Here is a 22,029-nt window from a genome sequence, read left to right on the forward strand (position 1 = left end):
TATGCGCGGCGGCGGGCTTTCGCGTCAGCTGACCCGGTTCACTACCAGGTCGGCAAGTTCGGCGAGACGCTGTGCGCGTGCGCCGAACGGTTTCAGCGCGTCGTGCGCTTCGGCGCGCAGTTGCGCTGCCAGCTCGCGCGACGCCTCGAGGCCGAGGATCGATACGTAGGTCGGCTTGTCGTTCGCCGCGTCCTTGCCGGCCGTCTTGCCGAGCGTCGCCGAATCGGTCGTGACGTCGAGAATGTCGTCGACGACCTGGAAGGCCAGACCCACGGCCCCCGCATAGACGTCGAGCGCAGCCATCGTTTCCGCCGAAGGCGTCTCGCCGGCCAGCGCGCCCATCCGCACGGCTGCACGCAGCAGTGCGCCGGTCTTCATCCGGTGCATCGTCTCGAGCTGCTCGCGCGTCAGCTTGAGGCCGACGCTCGCCAGGTCGATCGCCTGCCCGCCGGCCATGCCGATCGAGCCGCTCGCGAGCGCCAGTTCGCGCACGAGCGCAGCCTGCTGCACCGGCGACAGCGCATCGGCGTCGGTCAGCGCAACGAATGCCTGCGACTGCAGCGCATCGCCAACCAGCAGTGCCGTCGGCTCGTCGTACTGCACGTGCACGGTCGGCTTGCCGCGGCGCAATGCGTCGTCGTCCATGCACGGCATGTCGTCATGCACGAGCGAGTAGACGTGGATCATCTCCAGCGCCGCCGCCGCCGCATTGCGTGCCGCTTCCGTCGCGCCGCTCAGTTCGCCGGCTGCATGGCACAGCAGCGGGCGAACACGCTTGCCACCGCCGAGGACCGCGTAGCGCATCGCCTCGTGGAGTTTCGCGGGCATCGCGGTTTCAGCGGGCAAATAGTGGCCGAGTGCGTTCTCGACACGGTCAAGCACAGACCGCATCCATTGTTCGAATGTCATAGATCGTCGTCTTCGCCGTCCGTGGCGGCCGTTCCGGACGAAAGCGGCTTCAGCGTCGCGCCGTCGAGCACGCGAACCTGCTGCTCCACTTTCTCGAGCTGCTGTTGGCAAAACGCAACGAGGGTCGCACCGCGGCGGTATGCCGTCAGTGAATCCTCGAGGCTCAACGCGCCGCCTTCCATCCGGGCAACCAGCGTCTCGAGTTCCGCGAGCGCCATCTCATAATTGTCCGGCAACGGTTCGGTGCCATTGCCGGGCGGCGTGGCGCCTGGGGATGCGGTTTTCGCCATGGACGAGGGTGTCAAATTTCAAAACAAGTCGGACATTCTACGGCAAAAGAGAATTTTCCGACCTGCCGTCGTGGGCACCCCGGAACATATTCCGGCCCCATCTCCGACACACATTGTGCGCCTTCCGGTGGTCGCCCGACAAAAAATTGACACAAATCAGGCACTTAATCCTAGCCTTGCGAGGCGAACCGGGTATAATTCCCCGTTTCCCTAAATCGATTTTTCGATGGTTGGGTTGTTCACTGCTTTCACGCTAACACCGGGAGTGGGAATGTCCAATCTGAGCGACGCGCTTCAGTTGAAGTCGGCTCACAGCCAGCTTCCAGTCACTGCATATTTCGATGAGGCGCTACTCGAGCGCGAGATCGAAACCCTCTTCAAGAAAGGACCTCGTTACGTCGGGCACGAGTTGATGGTGCCCGAGGCGGGGGATTATTTTGCGCTGCCGTCCGAGAAGGAAGGCCGCGTGCTGGTCCGCAACCAGACGAACCAGATCGAGCTGCTGTCGAACGTCTGCCGTCACCGTCAGGCGATCATGCTTAACGGGCGCGGGCACACGCAGAATATCGTGTGCCCGCTGCACCGCTGGACGTACGACCTGGAAGGCGAGTTGCTCGGCGCGCCGCACTTCCCCGACAAGCCGTGCCTGAACCTCGGCAAGAGCCCGCTGCAAAACTGGCAGGGGCTGCTGTTCGAGGCCGAAGGCCGGAATGTCGCGCGCGACCTCGCCAACCTCGGCACGAAGCATCACTTCGACTTCTCCGAGTACCACTTCGATCACGTCGAAGTGCACGAGTGCGATTACAACTGGAAGACGTTCATCGAGGTCTACCTCGAGGATTACCACGTCGTCCCGTTCCATCCGGGCCTCGGCAGCTTCGTGTCGTGCGACGACCTCAAATGGGAGTTCGGCGACTGGTACAGCGTGCAGACGGTCGGCGTGCACAACGCCCTCGCGAAACCGGGCAGCGCGACTTACCAGAAATGGCACGAGCAGGTGCTGAAGTTCCGCAACGGCGTGCCGCCGGAGTTCGGTGCGATCTGGATGGTCTACTACCCGGGCCTGATGATCGAGTGGTATCCGCACGTGCTCGTCGTGTCGTGGCTGATTCCGCAAGGCCCGCAGAAGACGACCAACATTGTCGAGTTCTATTACCCCGAGGAAATCGCGCTGTTCGAACGCGAGTTCGTCGAGGCCGAGCGCGCCGCCTATATGGAAACGGCCGTCGAGGACGACGAGATCGCAATGCGGATGGACGCAGGCCGCCGTGCACTGATGGCACGCGGCGAGTCGCAGGTCGGCCCGTACCAGAGCCCGATGGAAGACGGCATGCAGCACTTCCACGAGTTCCTGCGCCGCCACCTCGGCGACCTCTGACGGCCGGTGCGGCGCTTTGACGCCGCGCGGCATCCGGCAGACGAAAAGACGGGTTTCGGCCCGTCTTTTTTTGTTTAGACTTGGAGTGTCAGGCCAATTGCACTCCAGGGAGTCGTCATGCCACACACTCACTACACCACGCTCATCTCCGCCGCCAATCTCGCCGAGCGCCTGGCCGCGGCGCCCGGCAGCGTCGTCCTGTTCGACTGCCGCTTCGATCTCGTCGATCCCGCTGCCGGCGAAGCCGCGTATGCGGCCGGCCATATCCCGGGCGCACAGTATCTCCATCTCGACCGCGACCTGTCGGGCCGCAAAACAGGCACCAACGGCCGCCATCCGCTACCGACCCGCGACGCACTCGCCACGCTGCTCGCCAGCCGCGGCCTCAAGCAGGGCCAGCAAGTCGTCGCATACGACGCGCAAGGCGGCGCCTATGCGGCGCGCCTGTGGTGGCTGCTGCGCTGGCTCGGCCACGATTCGGTCGCCGTGCTCGACGGCGGCCTGCAGGCCTGGGAAGCGGCCGGCCAGCCGCTGACGGCCGACGTGCCGCAACCGGCCGCCGGCGATTTCCGCGCGGCTGCGCCGCTCGAATCGACGGTCGACGCGGCAGCCGTGCTCGCCAACGTGAGCGCACCCACGCGCGTCGTGATCGATGCGCGCGCACCGGACCGCTACCGCGGCGAAAACGAAACAATCGATCGTGTCGGCGGCCACATCCCCGGCGCGCGCAACCGCTTCTTCAAGGACAACCTGAACGCCGACGGCCGCTTCAAGACCGGCCATGAACTGCGCGAGGCGTTCTCGACCGTGCTGGCAGGCACCGAGCCGAACCGCGTGATCCTGCAATGCGGCTCCGGCGTGACGGCGTGCCACAACGCCCTGGCAATGGAAGTGGCCGGCCTGCACGGCGCATCGCTGTATCCGGGCTCGTGGAGCGAATGGAGCGCCGATCCGTCGCGGCCGATCGCAACCGGCCCGACGCCGTAAGCGCGGGCACCACGCAGCGGTGATAAAGCGGCGGCATGGGCCGCCGCTCGCCGTTTACATCACGCCGTACTTGTGGAGCCACGCGATCGCGCGCTTCCAGCTCTCCTCGGCATCGGCCTTCACATAGCTCGGCCGATAATCGGCAAAGAACGCGTGACCGGCATCCGGATACACGACGATCTCCGATTCGCGCGCGAGCTTCGAATCGCTCGTCTGGATCGCCTTGCGCATGTCGGCGAGCGATGCCTGCGTGATGTTCGTGTCCTTCTCGCCGTAGAGCCCGAGCACCGGCACCTTCAGCAACGACGCATGATCGACCGGATTGAACGGCGTCATCTCGTCGGTCTTGCCTTCGACGAACCCGTACCATGCAACGGCCGCACGCACGTGCGGATTGTGCTCGGCATACAGCCAGCTCTGACGGCCGCCCCAGCAGAACCCGACCACGCCGAGACGCGACAGGTCGCCGCCGTTCTTGCCGGCCCACGCGACCGTCGCATCGAGATCCTCGGTGACCTGCCGGTCCGGCACCTTGCTGACGATGTTGTCGACGACCCCCTGGATCGTCGGATACTTCGACACGTTGCCCTGCCGCGCAAACAGGTCCGGCGCGATCGCGAGATAGCCGAGCTTTGCAAAGCGGCGGCAGATATCGGCGATATGCGCATGCACCGCAAAGATCTCGTGAATCACGATGACGACCGGCAGGTTCGTCTTGTCGACTGGTTGTGCACGATAAGCCGGCACGCTCGCGTCGCCCGAGCGGATCTCGATGGTGTCGACATCCAGCCCGGTACTGTCGGTCGTGACCGTCTGCGCCGAAACGGGCAACACGGCCGCCGCGAAGGTGCCGCCCAGCGCGGCCTGCATGAATTTGCGGCGCGAGAACGGAACGTGGGGAACCAGGCTGTCGACTTCGGGTTTCAACATGAATGCACTCCTCGATTGGGCGCCACCGTCACGATTCTGGATGCATATGACGGGGCATCGCGCCGGCGCGCGGCACGGATGTCGCGGCGGTTGGCACCCCGCCGCAAACGGAAACCCGGACAAGATGCCCAATAATCCGTTGTCGCGTCAACTGTCAGATGTGTAAGACTCGATTACGGCGCGTTGATTCGACACGTCGATCGTCGTGAAAAAACCGCAGGCGGCCCGTCGAATCGCGATGCAACACGCCGCAGATTGATCGCCGTCACGCGATCGGATGCTGGCGAATTGAAACGAAAAACACGCGGTCGATATTGCCCGTCACACGCGGGCACGGCAGCCCGGCTGCCCGCAAAAACGACAGACAGGGACTACGCACGACGTGTGCGCTCCCCGCCCGCCTCCCACGCGAACACGCGCTCAGTGCAACTTGACGCGCGGCAGCGTCGTGCGTCGCAGCCAGTGCGCGACCGTGTCGAGCATCATGCGCGGATAGCCGTGCAGCGCGGCGATGTGCATCCGGTACAGCGACATGTACATGAAGCGCGCGAACAGCCCTTCGATCAGCATGTTGCCGCCGATCAGCCCGCCCATCAGGTTGCCGACCGCGCTGAAATGGCCGAGCGACACGAGCGAGCCCAGGTCGCGATACGTGAATTCGGGCAGCGGGCGCCCGTCGAGCCGGCAGCCGATTGCCTTCAGCAGGAAGGTCGCCTGCTGGTGCGCGGCCTGCGCGCGCGGCGGCACGTTGCGCTCGTTGCCGGGCCATGCGCATGCCGCGCAATCGCCGAGCGCGAACACGTTGTCGTCGGTAAAGGTCTGCAGCGTGCGGCGCACGTCGAGCTGGCCGAGCTTGTTGACCTGGAGGCCATCGAGACTGGCGAGCACGGATGGCGCCTTGATGCCCGCGGCCCAGACCGTCAGGTCGGCACGCACCGTCTTGCCGCTCGCCGTATGGACGGCCCCGGGCGCCACCTCGGTCACGCGCTCGGCGAGCATCAGCCGCACACCGATCTTTTCGAGCAGTTCGGCCGTCGCCGACGACACGCGCTCCGGCAACGCCGGAAGGATCCGCGGCCCCGATTCGATCAGCACGATGCCGACGTCGTGCCGCGGGTCGAGCTTGTGCAGCCCGTAGGCCGACAACACCTGCGCGGTGTTGCGCAACTCGGCGGACAATTCGACGCCCGTCGCGCCGCCACCGACGATCACGACCTGGATGCGCGGCTCGGCCGCTTCACCCGGCGGGGTCGGCGCCGGCGCCTGATGCTCGGCGCGCATGCACGCGGCGATCAGCCGCTTCCGGAAGCGCTCGGCCTCGCCGACGGTATCGAGCGCGATCGCGTTTTCCGCCGCGCCCTGTACGCCGAAGAAGTGGGTCGTGCTGCCGATCGCGATCACGAGCGTGTCGTATTCCAGCTCGCGCGCCGGCAGCAGTTCCTCGCCGTCGCTGTCGTTGACCGGCGAGAGCGTGATGCGCTTCGCCGCGCGGTCGAGCCCGGTCAGCCCGCCCTGCTGGAACTCGAAGCCATGCCAGCGCGCCTGCGCTGCATATTCGAGCTCCTGCGTGAACGGGTCCATGCTGCCGGCCGCGACCTCGTGCAGCAGCGGTTTCCAGATGTGGGTCGGATTGCGGTCGACGAGCGTGACAAGCGCACGCGCGGGACGATTGCCGCGCGCGCCGTAACGGTCGCCGAGCCGCGTCGCCAGTTCCAGGCCGCCCGCGCCTCCGCCTACGATGATGATCCGATGCATCTGATTCCCCCTTTGCGATTCGAAACTGCTGCCGCCGGACGAAGCAAACACGATCCATTCGCGCCGCCCGGTGGATTAACCGGTTCGGACATCATCGATGTGCAGTTCGAAGCACTTCGATGCGACCGCCCCGGAACGCGGGGCGCGCTGCCCCCGTGTCAATGACATGCATTGTCCGGGAGCTTGCGCGTTGACCACAAGCAAACCAGCTCGATATTCAGCATCCCTGCAACAATATGCCGCGGGAAACGCGAACCGCACGGGGGTGCGTCAGTGTGCCTCTTCCCAGTTCGCGCCGGCACCTACTTCGGCGACGAGCGGCACCTTCAGCTTCGCGACGCCACACATCATTTCCGGCAGTTTCTCGCGCACCAGCGACAGCTCTTCGTCGGGCACCTCGAGCACCAGTTCATCGTGTACCTGCATGATCATGCGCGACGCGAGCTTGTCGCGCGTGAGCCAGTCGTCCACCGCGATCATCGACAGCTTGATCAGGTCGGCCGCCGTGCCCTGCATCGGCGCGTTGATTGCGGCGCGCTCGGCTGCCTGGCGGCGCGGGCCGTTGCCGCCGTTGATCTCCGGCAGCCACAGGCGGCGACCGAAAACGGTTTCGACGTAGCCCTTCTCCTTCGCCACCGAGCGCGTGTCTTCCATGTACTGCGCGACGCCCGGGTAGCGCGCGAAATAGCGATCGATATAAAGCTTCGCGGCGTCACGCGTGATGCCGAGGTTCGACGCGAGGCCGAACGCGCTCATCCCGTAGATGAGCCCGAAGTTGATCACCTTCGCGATCCGGCGCTGGTCGGAATTGACCTCCAGCGGCGTCACGCCGAACACCTCGGCGGCCGTCGCGCGGTGGATGTCCTCGCCCTGCGAGAACGCGCGCAGCAGCGACGCATCGCCCGAGATGTGCGCCATGATCCGCAGTTCGATCTGCGAATAGTCGGCCGACACAATCCGGTGGCCCGGCGGCGCGATGAACGCCTCGCGGATGCGCCGGCCCTCGGCCGTACGCACCGGAATGTTCTGAAGATTCGGATCGTTCGATGCGAGGCGGCCCGTCACCGCGACGGCCTGCGCATAATTCGTGTGCACGCGGCCCGTCGAAGGATTCACCATGCGCGGCAGCTTGTCGGTATAGGTCGACTTCAGCTTCGACAGCCCGCGATGCTCGAGCAGCAGCTTCGGCAGCGGGTAGTCCTCCGCCAGCTTCTGCAGCACCTCTTCGTCGGTCGACGGCGCGCCGCTCGGCGTCTTCTTCACGACGGGCAACTGCAGCTTCTCGAAGAAGATCTGCCCGATTTGCTTCGGCGAGCCGAGATTGAATTCGCCGCCTGCCAGTTCGTACGCCTGCGCTTCAAGCTCGATCAAGCGCGTCGCGATTTCGGTGCTTTGCGCCTGCAGGCGCGCATCGTCGATCAGCACGCCCGTGCGCTCCATCTTGCGCAACACGAGCGACACCGGCATTTCGATCTCGCGATACACGCGCTCGAGGCCCGGTTCGCGCGCGACCTGCGGATACAGCGCGTGATGAAGCTGCAGCGTGACGTCCGCATCTTCGGCCGCGTATGCGGCGGCCTCCGCAAGCGCCACTTCGTCGAAGCCGATCTGCTTCGCGCCCTTGCCCGCGACGTCTTCGTACTTGATCGTCTTGACACCCAGATGACGCAGCGCGAGGCTGTCCATGTCATGCGTGCGGTGCGATTCGACGACGTACGATTCGAGCAGCGTGTCGTGCTCGATGCCGTTCAGCGCGATGTCGTAGTTCGCGAGCACCTGCGCGTCGTACTTCATATGCTGGCCGACCTTCTTGCGATCGGCCGATTCGAGCCACGGCTTCAGGCGTGCGAGCACCTCGTCGATCGGCAGCTGCTCAGGCATGTCGGGGCCGCGGTGCGCAACCGGCAGGTACGCGGCCTTGCCCGGCTCGACCGAGAACGACAGGCCGACGAGCCGCGCGAGCATCGGGTCGAGCGCGGTCGTCTCGGTATCGAACGCGGTCAGTGCGGCCGCATCGATCTTCGCGAACCACGCGTCGAATTGTTCCCAGGTCTGGATCGTGTCGTATTCGCGCACGATGTCGGCCGCCACCACCGGCGCCGGCTCGCCTTCCGGCGCATCGGCGCCGCCGCCTTCGGCCGGCGCGCTGTCGACTTCGCGCAGCCAGGTCTTGAAGCCGTAGCGCGCGAAGATGTCGCGCATCAGGTCGCGCGCTTCGCCGTCGGTCTTCAACGACGCTTCGATCGATTCGAGATGCGGCGCGAGATCGCACGCCGTCTCGACCGTCACGAGCGTGCGGCCGAGCGGCAGGAAGTCGAGCGCACGGCGCAGGTTGTCGCCGACCACGCCCTTGATCTCGCCCGCATGCTCGATCACGCCGTCGAGGCTGTCGTATTGCGCGAGCCATTTCACGGCCGTCTTCGGTCCGCACTTCTCGACGCCCGGCACGTTGTCGACGGTATCGCCGATCAGTGCGAGGTAGTCGATGATGCGCTCGGGCGGCACGCCGAACTTCGCGATCACGCCGTCGCGGTCGAGCGTCTCGTTGGTCATCGTGTTGACGAGCGTGACGTGGTCGGTCACGAGCTGCGCGAGATCCTTGTCGCCGGTCGACACGATCACGTTCATCCCGTGCCGTTCGGCTTCGCGCGCGAGCGTGCCGATCACGTCGTCGGCCTCGACGCCTTCGACCATCAGCAGCGGCCAGCCGAGCGCGCGCACGGCGCCGTGGATCGGTTCGACCTGCAACGCAAGATCGGGCGGCATCGACGGACGGTTTGCCTTATAGTCGGCATAAAGGTCGTCACGGAACGTCTTGCCCTTTGCATCGAACACGCAAGCGCTATACTCTGCACTGACTTCCTTGCGCATACGGCGCAGCATGTTGATGATTCCGTAGAGCGCTCCGGTCGGCTCCCCGCCAGGGCCACGCAAATCAGGCATCGCATGGTAAGCCCGATACAGATAGCTCGAACCGTCAACCAATAGCAGGGTCTTACCTTCCAGATTTCGTTCTTCAGGCATTATGAACAAGAGAAAAGTGATTCCGAGTCTGCGTTCGCTCGCAGATCAAGAACGCGCGACGGCCAAGAAGGCGCGCGCATCGTGGCAGATGTTCACGATTATGGCAGAGTTTATCGAGGCGACCGAGTACCTGTCGGAGATCCGCCCGGCTGTCAGCATCTACGGTTCTGCCCGCCTCAAACCCGACACGCCGCACTACAAGCTCGCCGTGCAGATCGCGCGCAAGCTGTCCGATGCCGGCTTCGCCGTGATCTCCGGCGGCGGCCCCGGCATCATGGAAGCAGCGAACAAGGGCGCGCACGCCGGCAAGGCGCCGTCGGTCGGCCTGAACATCGAGCTGCCGCACGAACAGGCCGGTAACCACTACCAGGACATCTCGCTGCGCTTCCGCCACTTCTTCACGCGCAAGGTCACGTTCGTGAAGAACTCGGATGCGGTGATCGTGATGCCGGGCGGCTTCGGCACGCTCGACGAGCTGTCCGAAGTCCTCACGCTGATCCAGACGAAGAAGTCGCGCCTCGTGCCGATCATTCTCGTCGGCAGCGAATTCTGGAAGGGGCTGCTGCAGTGGTTCCGCGACCAGCTGATCCCGATGGGCCTGATCAATCCGGACGACATGGATCTGATGCAGGTGATCGACGATCCCGACCAGGTGCTCGATGCCGTGCTCGCGTTCTACGAGGACCGCGGCGAGGAAGAAGGTTCGGACGACGAGGATCATCCGCCGCGGCCTGAAGAAGACCGGATGTTCTATCTGTAACGCATCCGTGGCAGCCGCCGGCCTGACGGTCTGCGTGCTGCTTGATGCGCGGAGGGCAGCGCTTCGGCTGCCTACCGCGCGTCACTTTGTAACGCACCGTTAATCCCGCTTCGCGGCGCGCGCCGCCGAATGTCAAATCCGCGCAGCCCGTGCTGTGCGATGCGGAGTGTCTATCCGCACCTGCGGCCCACCATTGTCAAATGGCGCAGGCGCATACCCGCACCCCGCCTCTGCCGACCGGCAACTCTCCGTAATAAACCTGCCTCGCCTTTTCCGTCACGTGCCCGCACACTGCATTTTGTCGGCGCGGCGTTCCCCCGGTGGAACGGTCCCCCTCGCTTCCATCGCGTCGTGCCGGCCTCCTCACAACGACATCACGGAAAAGAACATGCAACGCTCGCTGATCGCCCTCGCTTTCGCCAGCCTCGGCCTCTCGCTATCCGGCCTCGCTCATGCCGTCAACGTCGACGTCAACATCGGCACGCCCGCGCCGGTCGTCGTCGCGCCTGCGCCCGTCATGGTCGCCCCCGCGCCGGCCGTCATCGTCGGTTGGCACGGCGACCGCTACTGGGACGGCCGCCGCTACTGGGAACGCCGTGAATGGGAAGATCACCAGCGTTATCGCGGTCATGACGATCGTCGCGGCTATCACTGCCCGCCGGGACACGCGAAGAAGGGTGAGTGCTAAGCGACACCGCGCGCTCACCCGCCATGCAAGGCCGTCCGCGCGCTTCGGCGCCGGGCGGCCTTGTTGTTTTTGGCGCCGTGCCGGGCCTGCCCCGGCGCGCCGGATCGACCGCGCAGGTCGGAACGAACGCCAACCATCGCCCTCCCCCGGCAACGTGCCATGTCAAGCACGGGCTTCCACAAACGAAAGCGGCTCCAGATCCGGATGCGCACCGAGCCGTGCAACGAGGAAATCCATCAGCAAACGGTTCCGGCGCGGCAGATGCTCACGCTGCGGCATGCACAGGTAGAGGCCATACCGGCAAGTGACGTGCCGGGTCAGCAGCGGCACGAGACGACCTTCGCGTACATGCTCGTGGACCGAATAGCCGAAGAACTGGCCGATCGCGGCGCCGCTCAGCACCGTATCGAGTTCCGCGTCGATGTCGTTGGTCGCGATGAACGGGACGATCTGGCGCGTGTCGACCCGTCCGTCGACGAGGAATTCCCACGGGAACGGCTTGCCCGTGCGAGGGTACAGGAACGCGGTGCATCGATGATCGCTCAGTGCGTCGATCGTCTGCGGTTCGCCGTGGCGGCGCACATACGCGGGCGCCGCGCAGACGATCAGCTGCAGCCCGGCAATGCGCCGCGCGATCAGCCCGCTGTCGGGCAGATCCCCGGTTCGAACCGCGATATCGATCCGCTGCTCGACGATGTCGGCCATGTCGTCGCTGACGATCAGCTCGGCGGTCATGCCCGGATGCTGGTCGCAGAATTCGCCGAGCAACGGTGCGAGAAAACGCCGTGCCAACGAGTAAGGCGCCGCAACGCGTAGCGTGCCGACCGCGTGCTCGCGAGCGTCGTCGAGCATGCGCAGCGCGGTCTCCAGCTCCCCGACGGCGCCACGGCACTGCGCGAGAAGGCGCTCGCCTTCGACCGTCAACGCAATCCGGTGTGTCGAACGCTGGAACAACCGGATATTCAGCAAAGCCTCCAGCGCGGCCACCTGCTTGCTGGCCGCCTGCGGCGTCATGCCAAGCTCGCGGGCACCCGCGCTGATGCCGCCCGCGACTGCGACGCGGACGAACACCGTCAGCGCCTTCAAACGATCCATTTGATGCTCCCGTCGAACCGGGCACGCCCGGGCCTTCATCAATCGCGCCGCGACACCGCTCCGTCAAGTTGAATCGGTTTCAACCGGACCGCCGCTATGCGCGTGCCGTTCCGCTTCGCACAATGGCGCCGTCCTCAACGCTCAGCCCCAACGGGCCGTTCGCCATGAAACTGCGCGCATTTACCACCGCTTTCCGGGCCGCCGCCGTGGCCGCGCCGCTCATCGCCGGTATTGCATCGCCCGCGCTCGCGCAGGAAACCGGTGCGCCTGCCCGCACCGTCGAAACGGTATTGCTGCGAACCACGCACGCATGGGACGGCTCACCCTACCGCGCCTATCCGGCCGGTCGACCGGAGGTGACGGTCGAACGCTACCGCATCCCGCCGCACGCCGTACTGCCGTGGCATACGCATCCGTCCATCAACATCGGCTACGTCCTGTCGGGCCATCTGACCGCCGTGCGCCGCAGCGACGGCAAGCGGCTGGCGCTCGGCCCCGGCGACGTGGTGCCGGAAATGGTCGACGGCGCCCATCGCGGCGAGACCGGCAGCGAGACCGCCGAATTGATCGTGTTCTACGCAGGCACGCCCGGCACTCCGCTGACGGTTCCGGACGGCGAAGACTGAACGCCGGCCCATCGGCCGCCTGATTTCACCCTGGCACGGAGCCATGCACATCATGTCCGATTCACGCATCTTATCAACCCGTTCCACCACGACGCAGCACCGGCTCGGCGGGCGTGTCGCACTCGTCACGGGCGGCGGCAGCGGCATCGGACGGGCAGCCGCGCTCGCGTTCGCGCGCGACGGCGCTCGCGTCGTCGTCGCCGGACGGCGCGCGGCTCCGCTCGACGAAACCGTCCGGACCATTACCGAAGGCGGCGGCGAAGCCTTCGCAATAGCCGTCGACGTCGCCTCCGCCGACGGCGTGCGCGCGCTCATCGACACGACGATCGCGCGCTACGGTGCATTGCACGCAGCCTTCAACAATGCCGGGACGGAAGGCACGTTCGCGCCGATCGTAGAACAATCGGAGGCCGACTTCGACGACGTGATGGCCACCAATCTCAAGGGCACGTGGCTGTCGATCAAATACGAGATGGAAGCGATGCTCGCGCACGGCGGCGGTGCGATCGTCAACACGTCGTCGTGGCTCGCGAAAGGCGCACTTGCCGGCTCGTCGACCTATTCGGCGAGCAAGGGCGCACTCGATGCGCTGGTGCGCGCGGTCGCGCTCGAAGGCGGCCCGCACGGCATCCGGATCAACAACGTGAATCCCGGCATCATCGACACGCCGATGGCACGCCGCTTCGGCGACGACGAGATGTTTCGGCCGTTCGCCGCGTTTACGCCCGCACGGCGGATCGGCACTCCTGAAGACGTGGCCGACGCAGCCGTCTGGCTCTGCAGCGACGAAGCACGTTTCGTGACCGGCGAGTCGATCCTTGTCGACGGCGGCTACACGATCGGTGGCATGCGCTGACCGGCGCCGCAACGGAGGTCGAACCGATGGAATACGTGAGACTGGGAACGTCCGGGCTGAAGGTATCGAAGCTGTGCCTGGGCTGCATGACCTACGGCCATCCGTCGTGGCGGCCGTGGGTGGTAACCGAGGACGTGGCGCGCCCGTTCATCCGCGCGGCGCTCGATGCGGGCGTAACGTTCTTCGATACGGCCGACATCTACTCGGGTGGCGAGAGCGAGCGCATTCTCGGACGCGCACTGCGCGACTTCACGACACGCGATGACGTGGCAATCGCCACCAAGGCGTTCTTTCCGACCGGCGACGGGCCGAATGCACGCGGGCTGTCACGCAAGCACCTGCTCGCGAGCATCGATGCGTCGCTGCAGCGCCTTGGCACCGACTACGTCGATCTCTACGTCATCCACCGGTTCGATCCGGATACGCCGATCGACGAAACGCTCGATGCACTCGACACCATCGTCAGGAGCGGCAAGGTTCGATATCTGGGCGCATCGTCGATGCACGCGTGGCAATTCATGAAGATGCTCGCCTTCCAGCAGCATCATGGCCTCGCGCCGTTCGTATCGATGCAGAGCCAGTACAGCCTGATTTGCCGTGAAGACGAGCGCGACATGCTGCCGCTGTGCGTCGAGGAAGGCATCGCGTACACGCCATGGTCTCCGCTCGGCCGCGGGCTGCTGGCCGGCTCGCGCAGCGCGGAGACGACGCGCGCCGCGACCGATCAGCAGATGGTGTCGTGGTACGACGGTCGCGACGCGGTCGCCGCAACCGTCGAAGCGGTCAGGCAGGTGGCGCAGGCGCGCGGCCTGCCTCCCGCCCGGATCGCCCTCGCATGGGCGCTGCGTCGGCCCGGCGTGACGGCGCCGATCGTCGGGTTGTCGAAGCCGTATCACATGACCGATGCGCTCGCGGCACTCGATCTGGCGCTCGACGATCGCGAAACCGCGATGCTCGAGGCGGCCTTCGACAGGATGGTCGAACCGGTGCAATGGTGAGCGCGGCGCGTGTGGCCCGCCGGGGCCGGGTATCGGTGCCGCGCCGGCCGTGGCGCTCGTTTCGAACGAGCGATCCGGCAGTCGGCTGGATCGCATGACGTCGATGGCAGGATTGGCCTTGTCCCTAGCCAATCCTGCCAACCATGCCGCTCATCCGAAGGGAGCAGCGGCAGGCGAGCAAGCGGCGCGCACCCTGACCGGGGCCGGCGTTTGCATTACTGGAACGCCGTTTCTGCAAAGCTCCGCAGCTTGCAGACACAAAATCACATCAAATCAGGACCTTACTTCACTTCCTAAAATTTTTTGCGAAAATACCGCTCACGATTACGCAGGGAATTCGGCAGCATTCTGCGAGCAAGTTAGACGACTCTTGCGAGCGACCAAACGCTGCCTTCAGAGTGTCACCCGCGCACAAAACCCCCTACAAATCAATGCCTTGCGCAATTTGCAATTTGCAAAACCAAGGCTAAACAAGGTCAATCAGGGCTACCCAAGTTCGACCAAACTGTAATTTCACTGTACTTCGCTCAACGGCCGTTGAAACAGCTTGCAGTTCTTCGCCCCCATCGCTGTAACCATCTCGTCATACTGTCCGGGAAACTCTTGCAGAATAGCGACGCGCCTAGAGCACGTGTTACTGGCGCTAAGGATTTCCCGTGAAGATTCGGCATGAGTTCATGCCTTCATCCGCGAAAGCAACTCGACCGAGTGCGACGACCGCGCGCACGCGTGCAGATTGACCAATATCGTTTTCGGGCAGTCACTCTCACTGGTGGGCGACATGTTGTCACGTCCGCGTTGACGCTGCGTCAACCCGACATTGGAGTAGCCTCCGGTACTAGGTATTCGCGATCGTTGATTTCCCAGCCCTCTCATCGCAGAATGACTTGCGGATAGCCCCCATAGATGCGCTTGACGAATAGACTTCCGCACTTCGAAAACGATCAGAATATCTAGTGAGGACCACATGCGCCTAGACGAAGTTGTAATCCACAATTACTGTTCGTGCTCAGCAGTTAGCGTTCCACTTTCCAGCTTCAACCCCATAATTGGATACAATAACTCTGGAAAATCCAATATATTGCGAGCAATTAGCTGGCTGCTTCGAAAATCTGTACTTCCGACGCATGCGTTCCATGACCCCGCCACCGCCGTAATGGTCGAGGGATTGATTTCAGAAACCAACATCAACCTATTGCCCGCAAACCAACGAACTCAAATTGATCCATACGTCGTGGATGGGAAGCTAAGATTTAGACGGCGACAGGATATTCCGAACGCCCCTGCAGCGCAGATTAGAGTTGACGTATTCAACCCAGCAACCGACCAGTGGGTTGCAAATCCAACAGGATTGGATAACGCAATTGGCGTTCTGTTTCCCGATCCTCTTTACATTGAAGCCATGGATGATGCCGCCGACGACATCAGCCGCTTTGCCGCAAGAAACACAATAGGATTACTCTTAAAATATACACTCGATCAGATTCGCGCAAATAACGCCGCCGCCTTAAACAAGGTCCTAACCGATTTGCAGTCGGTAGGCGCCCATCTTAACGGCCCTGCTCGAATACAGGAGCTGAACACTCTTGAGGGTGACGCAACTCAGGCAATTGGTGATTTTTTCCCCGGACTTTCACTCCACCTCGATATAGAAGCACCATCCTTTGACGATCTGATCAAGGGCGCGACGATCTCATTGTCGGACACTCCTGGACTCCAGCGACCATTCACTTCGTTCGGGCATGGCGCACAGCGCACGGTCCAAATGGCTTTAATAAAGTTGTTGGCATCGCAAATCAATCAACAGGCAGCAGCCGGCTCCATTACAGTATTGCTTATCGACGAGCCGGAACTCTATTTACACCCACAAGCCATTGAGTTGTTGCGAGAATCTCTAAAACTGCTTTCCCAACAAAATTTCCAAGTCGTCTTCTCAACTCACTCTCCATTGCTTCTAGGCATAGAAGATGTTCTCAATACGAGCATGGTCTACAAAACAGCAGCCAATGGAACCGTGGTTCGTGACAAACTGGCTAATGCTTCGAACATGATAGCCACAAATCCACATCAAGCCAGCGTAATTTTTTCGATACAACACGCCACATATTTAATGTTTTCCGAGACCGTCCTCGTAGTTGAAGGAAAGACGGAGATGATGATTCTACCAACGCTCTACAAGGCAATCACCGGTAGAACTATAGTTCAAGACAAGGCTTGCCTAGTTAGCGGATCAAGCAGCAGTTCCATTCCTCCAATGATGCAAGTTCTTAGAGCCGTAGGCTTCGAACCCAAAGCAGTTGTCGATTTGGATTTTGTTTTTAAAGTCGGACCTCAAGCTGGTTTGATAAACAACACCGACGCGGACTTTATTGCATGTCACGCGTGGTTCGCTGCAAATCAAGCGACAGTAAATTTCGAACTTGGCACAGACGGATTTCCGGCTAAAAAAAGCGCGGCGGGAGTAGTTGCGGCAGTCGGGCCGGAGGAGGCATTCAGGCTGATGGCTGCGGCGATGAGTACCGAGGTCACACGACTATGCGCCATCTTTCGCACTCACGGAATCTGGGTGTGGGGGCGAGGAGCAATTGAAGCTCATCTGGGCATTCAGAAGAACGACCCGGCACGCATGGCCTTCATAGGAACCATGCAGGCAAACGGGAACGCCAGTCATGCGGCACATGAGCAAGATCTTATCGATTTCGCAGCGTGGGTTTGAAGTGGAGATAGGCGATCGACGGGGCACAATAAAACTGCCTCGTCGATCCGACGCATCGATTTGCATCATCGCGCATCAAAACGCATGATTCCCGCGCACCGGGAAACGCCCAGAACTCCACACCACCGGGGCCGCCGAGCCGGTCGGTCTAGTGCACAAAAAGCGGCCCCCCAAGCGAAGCCCGCAGGCAGGGGACCGCTCGGCGGTGCAAGGGGAGTCGTTTTCAGCGTGTAGGAAAACGGCGACGCGACGCGAAAAAATCTGCGGCTACGATCGGAATGCTCGACAACTTATTGGAAACAGAAATGGCAAAACCCATCCAACGTCGCCCCGAGTATGTCACCTGCCGAAACCACGACTGCGGCCGGTTACTGAAGCTCGCCGACTACCGCTCCTACTCTGACGCAACCACGAATTGTCATTACGTCCCGGATCCGCGACTCGCCGGAGACCGTGTAATTTGCAGCACGTGCGGGCATTACACCGAGTTTTACGACCCCGCCGAGGACCGGCGAAGCACCGTCCATGCTGAGACTGCATAATCAAGGCGCATAAAAGTGCATAGAGGAATCGGGCCGCCGGTCTCCGCGCGGCCCGCACCGGGCGGCCTCAAGCGCCTGGCGCATGAGTGCATAAAAACCGTTCATTTTTGCGGGCAGGTGGGACGGGGTCACAACTGCGCGTGCCGGGCCTGTGTGAGCCTCACCAGGGCCAGACCCGCCACGTCTAGGCTGCATGCGCGTCAGCAGCCCCTCCACGCGCATGCCGCATGTCAGCGAAACTGCGGCGCGCATCCGCGCGGCCGGCCACTCTGAGGGTGCGGGAACCTGCCACGGCCATGCACGGGCGTGGGTGAAAAAAGCCGCCGGCACCGAAGTGCCTGGCGGCTTTCGGCTACCGGCCGACTGCTCATTTTCGCAGCGGGCGCGGGCGCTTAGGAAACAGGTATTCCGGCCGGTAGACACCGACGCTCATGTTAGACACAAAGGCTCCCCAGCCGAACCAGGGAGCCTTATACAACAAGGACTTATTACTGAAACGCCACTTCCGCAAAGCTTCGCAGCTTGCGGCTATGCAGCTTGTCGAGCCCGTTGGTACGCAGGATCTCCATCGCCTTCACGCCGATCTGCAGATGCTGGTCGACCTGCCCGCGATAGAACGTGTCGGCCATGCCCGGCAGCTTCAGCTCGCCGTGCAGCGGCTTGTCCGATACGCACAACAGCGTGCCGTACGGCACGCGAAAGCGGAAGCCGTTCGCGGCGATCGTCGCGCTTTCCATGTCGAGCGCGACCGCACGGCTCTGCGACAACCGCTGCACGGGCTCGCGATGATCGCGCAGTTCCCAGTTGCGGTTGTCGACGCTTGCGACCGTGCCCGTGCGCATCACGCGCTTCAGTTCCACGCCCTCCAGCCGCGTGACGTCGGCCACCCCGCGTTCGAGCGCGAGCTGCACTTCGGCCAGCGCCGGAATCGGCACCCACAGCGGCAGGTCGTCGTCGAGCACGTGATCCTCGCGCACGTAGCCGTGCGCGAGCACGTAGTCGCCGAGACGCTGCGTGTTGCGCAGCCCCGCGCAGTGGCCGAGCATCACCCACGCGTGCGGACGCAGCACCGCGATGTGATCGGTGATCGTCTTCGCGTTCGACGGACCGACGCCGATGTTGACCATCGTGATCCCGCTGCCGTCCGCGCGCTTCAGGTGATACGCGGGCATCTGCGGCAGGCGCGGCGGCGCGGCGCCCTCGGCCGGCTCGCTGCCGAGGTTCGCGTTGTACGTGACGACATCGCCCGGCTCGACGAACGAGCTGTACTGGCTGCGATATGCGCGCACCTCGGGATCGTCGCTCTCCGTCATCACCGTGCGGCCCAGCTTCACGAACTCGTCGATGTAGAACTGGTAGTTCGTGTAGAGCACGTAGTTCTGGAAATGCGTGGGCGACGTCGCCGTGTAATGGCGCAGCCGGTGCAGCGAGAAGTCGACACGCGCGGCCGTGAACAGCGCAAGCGGGTGCGGCTCGCCCGGCGCCGGCTCGAACGTGCCGTTGACGATGCGGTCGTCGAGATACGACAGGTCGGGCGTGTCGAAGATGTCGCGCATCGCGAGCAGGCGGTCGCGGTCGAGCTCGCCCTCGAGATGGATGCCTTCCGGAAACGCGAAATGAATCGGGATCGGCTGCGATGACACGCCGATCTCGATCTTGACATGGTGGTTCTTCGCCAGCAGGCGCAGCTGCTCACGATAGTAGTTCGCGAAGAGGTCGGGACGCGTGACCGTCGTCTCGAACACGCCGGGGCCGGCGACGAAACCGTACGAGCGGCGCGAATCGACGTGCGTGTTGACATCGGTGCGGATCCGCACGAACGGATAGCACGCGCGCACGTGCTCGGTTATCGGTTCGTGGCGGCGATAGCGCGCGAACGCGTCGCGCAGGAACCCCGTATTCGTGTCGTAAATGGCGGACAGCCGCGCAACGGCGGCGATCGGATCGTCGAAAGCCTCGACCGACGGGCTTTCGGGCGACAGCACTCGGTGCCGGCGGCTCAAATCGTTCTTCATTTTCATCACCTCGTCTGATCGAACGACATTACCACGGAACCCGGTCACGCTTATGGCCGCCCCTGCGCACGCGAGGGCCGGATGGCGCGCAGTATTTGCTAAAATCGGTAGGTTCACTGGAGACTCATCATGAAGCCGCTCATTCTCGTCGTCGCTGCCGCCGCGTTTGCCGCCGCCAGCGCCGCTTACGCCGCCGGCGGCACGCCTGACGCCGACGCGCAGGCCCGGGCCGAGGCCAACGAGGCCGCCGGCCTGCCCGATCTCCGCAAGATCAACCGGCCGGGTGCCGAAGTCACGTCGAAAGTGGACTTCGCGGACATCCGCCGCACGCCGAGCTTCCACGAAAAGAGCAAGAACGGCACCGAGGTCACCGAGTACCGCGACCGCGGCAAGCCGGTCGAGATCGACGTGAAGTCGAATTTCGGCACGCGCTACCAGATGAGCTCGACGCCCGATACGTCGCCGAAGCCGCACGACGCGGGCATCCCGATCACGCGCCTGCCGTCGCTGAACCTGCGCTACTGATTCCGTGGCCCGCCGCGTCGTTCGCGGTGCGCCGCCTCCCTTCACCTGCTGTCGCGACGCACGCCGCCCGCGTGCCGACACCCTGACCTGACGCATCCCGCATGGCCGTTTTCACTGCTGTTTCCGACTCCGATCTCGCGCAATGGATGCGCCACTACGAACTGGGCGACGTGCTTGCGTTCCGCGGCATTCCGTCCGGTATCGAAAACAGCAATTTCTTCCTGACGACGACGCGCGGCGAGTACGTCCTCACGATCTTCGAAAAGCTGTCGGCGCAAGAGTTGCCGTTCTACCTCGACCTGATGCGCCATCTGGCCGGCCACGGCGTACCGGTGCCGGATCCGATTCCGCGTGACGACGGCGCCTTGTTCGGCGAGTTGCACGGCAAGCCGGCCGCGATCGTCACGAAGCTCGACGGTGCGGCCGAGCTCGCGCCGGGGGTCGAACACTGCATCGAGGTCGGGCAGATGCTCGCGCGCCTGCACCTTGCAGGGCGCGACTACGCGAACACCCAGCCGAACTTGCGCAGCCTGCCGTGGTGGCGGGAGAACGTGCCGGCGATCGTGCCGTTCATCACCGACGCGCAACGCACACTGCTGGAAGGCGAGCTCGCGCACCAGGCGGCCTTCTTCGCGTCGGACGACTACGCGGCGCTGCCGGCCGGGCCGTGCCATTGCGACCTGTTCCGCGACAACGTGCTGTTCGCGCACGCGGCGCCCGACACCGGCCACGACGTACGGCTCGGCGGCTTCTTCGACTTCTATTTCGCCGGCTGCGACAAGTGGCTGTTCGACGTCGCGGTGACGGTCAACGACTGGTGCGTCGACCTCGCGACCGGTGTGCTCGACGTCGCGCGCGCCGATGCGCTGCTGCGCGCGTACCAGACCGTACGGCCGTTCACGGCCGAGGAGCGCCGCCACTGGAGCGACATGCTGCGCGCGGGCGCGTACCGCTTCTGGGTGTCGCGCCTGTACGACTTCTACCTGCCGCGTGCGGCCGAAATGCTCAAGCCGCACGACCCCGGCCATTTCGAACGCATCCTGCGCGAGCGTATCGCGCATACGCCCGCGCTTCCCGAGATCCAAACCGCATGCAACTGATCGAAGTGCCCGCCAAAACGGGCTATGTCTGGTTCCGTCAAGGCGTCTGGCTGTTCCGCCGGAACCCGCTCGCGTTCATCACGCTGTTCTTCACGTACCTGTTGGCGATCACGCTGGTGTCGATGGTGCCCGTGATCGGCTCGGCGCTGCCGCTGGTGTTCATTCCCGGCATCGCGGTCGGCTTCATGGCCGCGTGCCGCGACACGGTGGCCGGCAAGCCCGTGATGCCGACGATCCTCGTCGACGGCTTCCGCTCGTACGGCACCGTCGCGACCCACCGGCTGCTGGTGCTCGGCGTGATCTACGTCGCGTCGATGGTGCTGGTGTTCGCGGCTTCGTCGTTCGTCGACGGCGGCGCGCTGTTCCACGTGATGATGGGCGCGGCCGACGAAGCGAGCACGACGCCGGAAGCACTGGCCGCGCAAGGCACGCTCGGTGCGCTGTTCTTCGCGACGCTGCTGTACCTGCCGGTCGCGATGCTGTTCTGGTTCGCGCCGGTGCTGGTCGCGTGGCATGACGTGCCGCCTGCAAAGGCGCTGTTCTTCAGCGTCGTCAGCTGCTGGCGCAATCGCGGCGCCTTCGTCGTGTACGGCGTGCTGTGGTTCGCCGTCGCGCTCGGCACGTCGCTCGCGCTGTCGCTGCTGCTGCAGGCGCTCGGCGCCGGCGCGTATGCGCTGACCATCATGATGCCGGTGACGATCATCATCGTCACGATGCTGTACTGCTCGTTCTACGCGACCTATCGCGGCTGCTTCGGCGTACAGGAACCGGGCGCGCCGACGACCACGTCCGGCCGCTAACCCCCTCCGGCCGGCGCGCGTCGCCGGCCGTCACG

At 63.9% G+C, this 22,029-nt stretch carries 19 protein-coding genes; 12 read left to right on the top strand and 7 right to left on the bottom strand.

From position 1 onward, the window contains the following. Positions 1-24: 24 nt before the first annotated feature. Both KEC55_RS22725 and KEC55_RS22730 read right to left on the bottom strand, forming a co-directional pair. Entirely contained in the window at positions 25-909 is an 885-nt protein-coding gene (locus tag KEC55_RS22725) for a polyprenyl synthetase family protein (protein ID WP_176045989.1), read from the bottom strand. Beyond that, complete coding sequence (locus KEC55_RS22730; RefSeq protein WP_011355806.1) at positions 906-1,199, bottom strand: exodeoxyribonuclease VII small subunit; 294 nt, start codon at positions 1,197-1,199, stop codon at positions 906-908. Before KEC55_RS22730 ends, KEC55_RS22725 begins: the two co-directional genes overlap by 4 nt. Before the next feature lie 271 nt (positions 1,200-1,470). Between KEC55_RS22730 and KEC55_RS22735 the strand changes: the two genes are divergently transcribed. Further along, positions 1,471-2,577 carry an aromatic ring-hydroxylating oxygenase subunit alpha gene (locus tag KEC55_RS22735; protein WP_176045990.1) on the top strand — a complete coding sequence of 369 codons (1,107 nt, stop codon included), beginning with the start codon at positions 1,471-1,473 and terminating at the stop codon, positions 2,575-2,577. Positions 2,578-2,694: 117 nt separating this feature from the next. Then, the gene (locus tag KEC55_RS22740) at positions 2,695-3,564 is read left to right on the top strand and encodes a sulfurtransferase (RefSeq protein ID WP_282511047.1); all 870 of its coding nucleotides are present in this window, start codon (positions 2,695-2,697) and stop codon (positions 3,562-3,564) included. Between the two features lie 54 nt (positions 3,565-3,618). Here the strand turns inward: KEC55_RS22740 and KEC55_RS22745 are convergent, their stop codons facing one another. From KEC55_RS22745 to polA, 3 genes are all read right to left on the bottom strand, one after another. After that, complete coding sequence (locus tag KEC55_RS22745; RefSeq protein WP_282511048.1) at positions 3,619-4,494, bottom strand: dienelactone hydrolase family protein; 876 nt, start codon at positions 4,492-4,494, stop codon at positions 3,619-3,621. 420 nt (positions 4,495-4,914) lie between these two features. Continuing rightward, positions 4,915-6,249: an NAD(P)/FAD-dependent oxidoreductase gene (locus KEC55_RS22750; protein WP_282511050.1), complete on the bottom strand. Its 1,335-nt coding sequence runs from the start codon at positions 6,247-6,249 to the stop codon at positions 4,915-4,917. 270 nt (positions 6,250-6,519) lie between these two features. Beyond that, positions 6,520-9,273 (bottom strand): DNA polymerase I, encoded by a 2,754-nt coding sequence (gene polA, locus KEC55_RS22755; RefSeq protein WP_282511052.1) that lies wholly within the window; start codon positions 9,271-9,273, stop codon positions 6,520-6,522. A 1-nt stretch (position 9,274) separates the two neighbouring features. On the opposite strand from polA, the gene KEC55_RS22760 reads away from it, so the two are divergent. Together KEC55_RS22760 and KEC55_RS22765 are read left to right on the top strand one after the other, a co-directional pair. Then, positions 9,275-10,033 (top strand): TIGR00730 family Rossman fold protein, encoded by a 759-nt coding sequence (locus tag KEC55_RS22760; RefSeq protein ID WP_282511054.1) that lies wholly within the window; start codon positions 9,275-9,277, stop codon positions 10,031-10,033. 388 nt (positions 10,034-10,421) lie between these two features. Beyond that, the gene (locus KEC55_RS22765) at positions 10,422-10,721 is read left to right on the top strand and encodes a hypothetical protein (RefSeq protein ID WP_282511056.1); all 300 of its coding nucleotides are present in this window, start codon (positions 10,422-10,424) and stop codon (positions 10,719-10,721) included. Positions 10,722-10,883: 162 nt separating this feature from the next. Here KEC55_RS22765 and KEC55_RS22770 read toward each other — a convergent pair whose 3' ends face one another. Next, positions 10,884-11,816: a LysR family transcriptional regulator gene (locus KEC55_RS22770; protein WP_176046341.1), complete on the bottom strand. Its 933-nt coding sequence runs from the start codon at positions 11,814-11,816 to the stop codon at positions 10,884-10,886. Between the two features lie 164 nt (positions 11,817-11,980). Between KEC55_RS22770 and KEC55_RS22775 the strand changes: the two genes are divergently transcribed. From KEC55_RS22775 to KEC55_RS22795, 5 genes are all read left to right on the top strand, one after another. Further along, positions 11,981-12,442: a cupin domain-containing protein gene (locus KEC55_RS22775; protein ID WP_282511058.1), complete on the top strand. Its 462-nt coding sequence runs from the start codon at positions 11,981-11,983 to the stop codon at positions 12,440-12,442. Between the two features lie 52 nt (positions 12,443-12,494). Next, positions 12,495-13,298 (top strand): SDR family NAD(P)-dependent oxidoreductase, encoded by an 804-nt coding sequence (locus KEC55_RS22780; RefSeq protein ID WP_282511060.1) that lies wholly within the window; start codon positions 12,495-12,497, stop codon positions 13,296-13,298. Positions 13,299-13,324: 26 nt separating this feature from the next. Beyond that, the gene (locus tag KEC55_RS22785; RefSeq protein WP_282511062.1) at positions 13,325-14,296 is read left to right on the top strand and encodes an aldo/keto reductase; all 972 of its coding nucleotides are present in this window, start codon (positions 13,325-13,327) and stop codon (positions 14,294-14,296) included. Positions 14,297-14,414: 118 nt separating this feature from the next. Further along, on the top strand, positions 14,415-14,807 hold the full coding sequence (locus KEC55_RS22790; protein WP_282511064.1) for a hypothetical protein: 393 nt from the start codon (positions 14,415-14,417) through the stop codon (positions 14,805-14,807). A 456-nt stretch (positions 14,808-15,263) separates the two neighbouring features. Continuing rightward, positions 15,264-17,012 carry an ATP-dependent nuclease gene (locus tag KEC55_RS22795; protein WP_282511066.1) on the top strand — a complete coding sequence of 583 codons (1,749 nt, stop codon included), beginning with the start codon at positions 15,264-15,266 and terminating at the stop codon, positions 17,010-17,012. A gap of 1,030 nt (positions 17,013-18,042) precedes the next feature. Here KEC55_RS22795 and KEC55_RS22800 read toward each other — a convergent pair. Further along, positions 18,043-19,569 (bottom strand): AMP nucleosidase, encoded by a 1,527-nt coding sequence (locus KEC55_RS22800; RefSeq protein ID WP_282511068.1) that lies wholly within the window; start codon positions 19,567-19,569, stop codon positions 18,043-18,045. A 129-nt stretch (positions 19,570-19,698) separates the two neighbouring features. On the opposite strand from KEC55_RS22800, the gene KEC55_RS22805 reads away from it, so the two are divergent. The 3 genes from KEC55_RS22805 (at position 19,699) to KEC55_RS22815 (ending at position 21,994) form a co-directional block, all read left to right on the top strand. Beyond that, positions 19,699-20,094, top strand: a complete 396-nt coding sequence (locus KEC55_RS22805; RefSeq protein ID WP_021160838.1) for a hypothetical protein — start codon at positions 19,699-19,701, stop codon at positions 20,092-20,094. A gap of 101 nt (positions 20,095-20,195) precedes the next feature. Then, the gene (locus KEC55_RS22810) at positions 20,196-21,194 is read left to right on the top strand and encodes a homoserine kinase (protein ID WP_282511070.1); all 999 of its coding nucleotides are present in this window, start codon (positions 20,196-20,198) and stop codon (positions 21,192-21,194) included. Then, positions 21,185-21,994 carry a BPSS1780 family membrane protein gene (locus tag KEC55_RS22815; protein WP_282511072.1) on the top strand — a complete coding sequence of 270 codons (810 nt, stop codon included), beginning with the start codon at positions 21,185-21,187 and terminating at the stop codon, positions 21,992-21,994. The genes KEC55_RS22810 and KEC55_RS22815 overlap by 10 nt, the downstream gene beginning before the upstream one ends. Positions 21,995-22,029: the final 35 nt, after the last annotated feature.

The sequence above is a fragment of the Burkholderia cepacia genome (assembly GCF_029962485.1).
In the GTDB taxonomy this organism is placed as follows: domain Bacteria; phylum Pseudomonadota; class Gammaproteobacteria; order Burkholderiales; family Burkholderiaceae; genus Burkholderia.

Excerpts from the sequence above, each read along its gene's own strand:
- KEC55_RS22750 (WP_282511050.1), bottom strand. The coding sequence starts at position 6,249 with ATGCATCGGATCATCATCGTAGGCGGAGGCGCGGGCGGCCTGGAACTG.
- KEC55_RS22770 (WP_176046341.1), bottom strand. The coding sequence starts at position 11,816 with ATGGATCGTTTGAAGGCGCTGACGGTGTTCGTCCGCGTCGCAGTCGCG.
- KEC55_RS22730 (WP_011355806.1), bottom strand. The coding sequence starts at position 1,199 with ATGGCGAAAACCGCATCCCCAGGCGCCACGCCGCCCGGCAATGGCACC.
- KEC55_RS22800 (WP_282511068.1), bottom strand. The coding sequence starts at position 19,569 with ATGAAGAACGATTTGAGCCGCCGGCACCGAGTGCTGTCGCCCGAAAGC.
- KEC55_RS22765 (WP_282511056.1), top strand. The coding sequence starts at position 10,422 with ATGCAACGCTCGCTGATCGCCCTCGCTTTCGCCAGCCTCGGCCTCTCG.
- KEC55_RS22760 (WP_282511054.1), top strand. The coding sequence starts at position 9,275 with ATGAACAAGAGAAAAGTGATTCCGAGTCTGCGTTCGCTCGCAGATCAA.
- KEC55_RS22780 (WP_282511060.1), top strand. The coding sequence starts at position 12,495 with ATGTCCGATTCACGCATCTTATCAACCCGTTCCACCACGACGCAGCAC.
- KEC55_RS22785 (WP_282511062.1), top strand. The coding sequence starts at position 13,325 with ATGGAATACGTGAGACTGGGAACGTCCGGGCTGAAGGTATCGAAGCTG.
- KEC55_RS22810 (WP_282511070.1), top strand. The coding sequence starts at position 20,196 with ATGGCCGTTTTCACTGCTGTTTCCGACTCCGATCTCGCGCAATGGATG.
- KEC55_RS22795 (WP_282511066.1), top strand. The coding sequence starts at position 15,264 with ATGCGCCTAGACGAAGTTGTAATCCACAATTACTGTTCGTGCTCAGCA.
- KEC55_RS22815 (WP_282511072.1), top strand. The coding sequence starts at position 21,185 with ATGCAACTGATCGAAGTGCCCGCCAAAACGGGCTATGTCTGGTTCCGT.
- KEC55_RS22735 (WP_176045990.1), top strand. The coding sequence starts at position 1,471 with ATGTCCAATCTGAGCGACGCGCTTCAGTTGAAGTCGGCTCACAGCCAG.
- KEC55_RS22805 (WP_021160838.1), top strand. The coding sequence starts at position 19,699 with ATGAAGCCGCTCATTCTCGTCGTCGCTGCCGCCGCGTTTGCCGCCGCC.
- polA (WP_282511052.1), bottom strand. The coding sequence starts at position 9,273 with ATGCCTGAAGAACGAAATCTGGAAGGTAAGACCCTGCTATTGGTTGAC.
- KEC55_RS22725 (WP_176045989.1), bottom strand. The coding sequence starts at position 909 with ATGACATTCGAACAATGGATGCGGTCTGTGCTTGACCGTGTCGAGAAC.
- KEC55_RS22775 (WP_282511058.1), top strand. The coding sequence starts at position 11,981 with ATGAAACTGCGCGCATTTACCACCGCTTTCCGGGCCGCCGCCGTGGCC.
- KEC55_RS22745 (WP_282511048.1), bottom strand. The coding sequence starts at position 4,494 with ATGTTGAAACCCGAAGTCGACAGCCTGGTTCCCCACGTTCCGTTCTCG.
- KEC55_RS22740 (WP_282511047.1), top strand. The coding sequence starts at position 2,695 with ATGCCACACACTCACTACACCACGCTCATCTCCGCCGCCAATCTCGCC.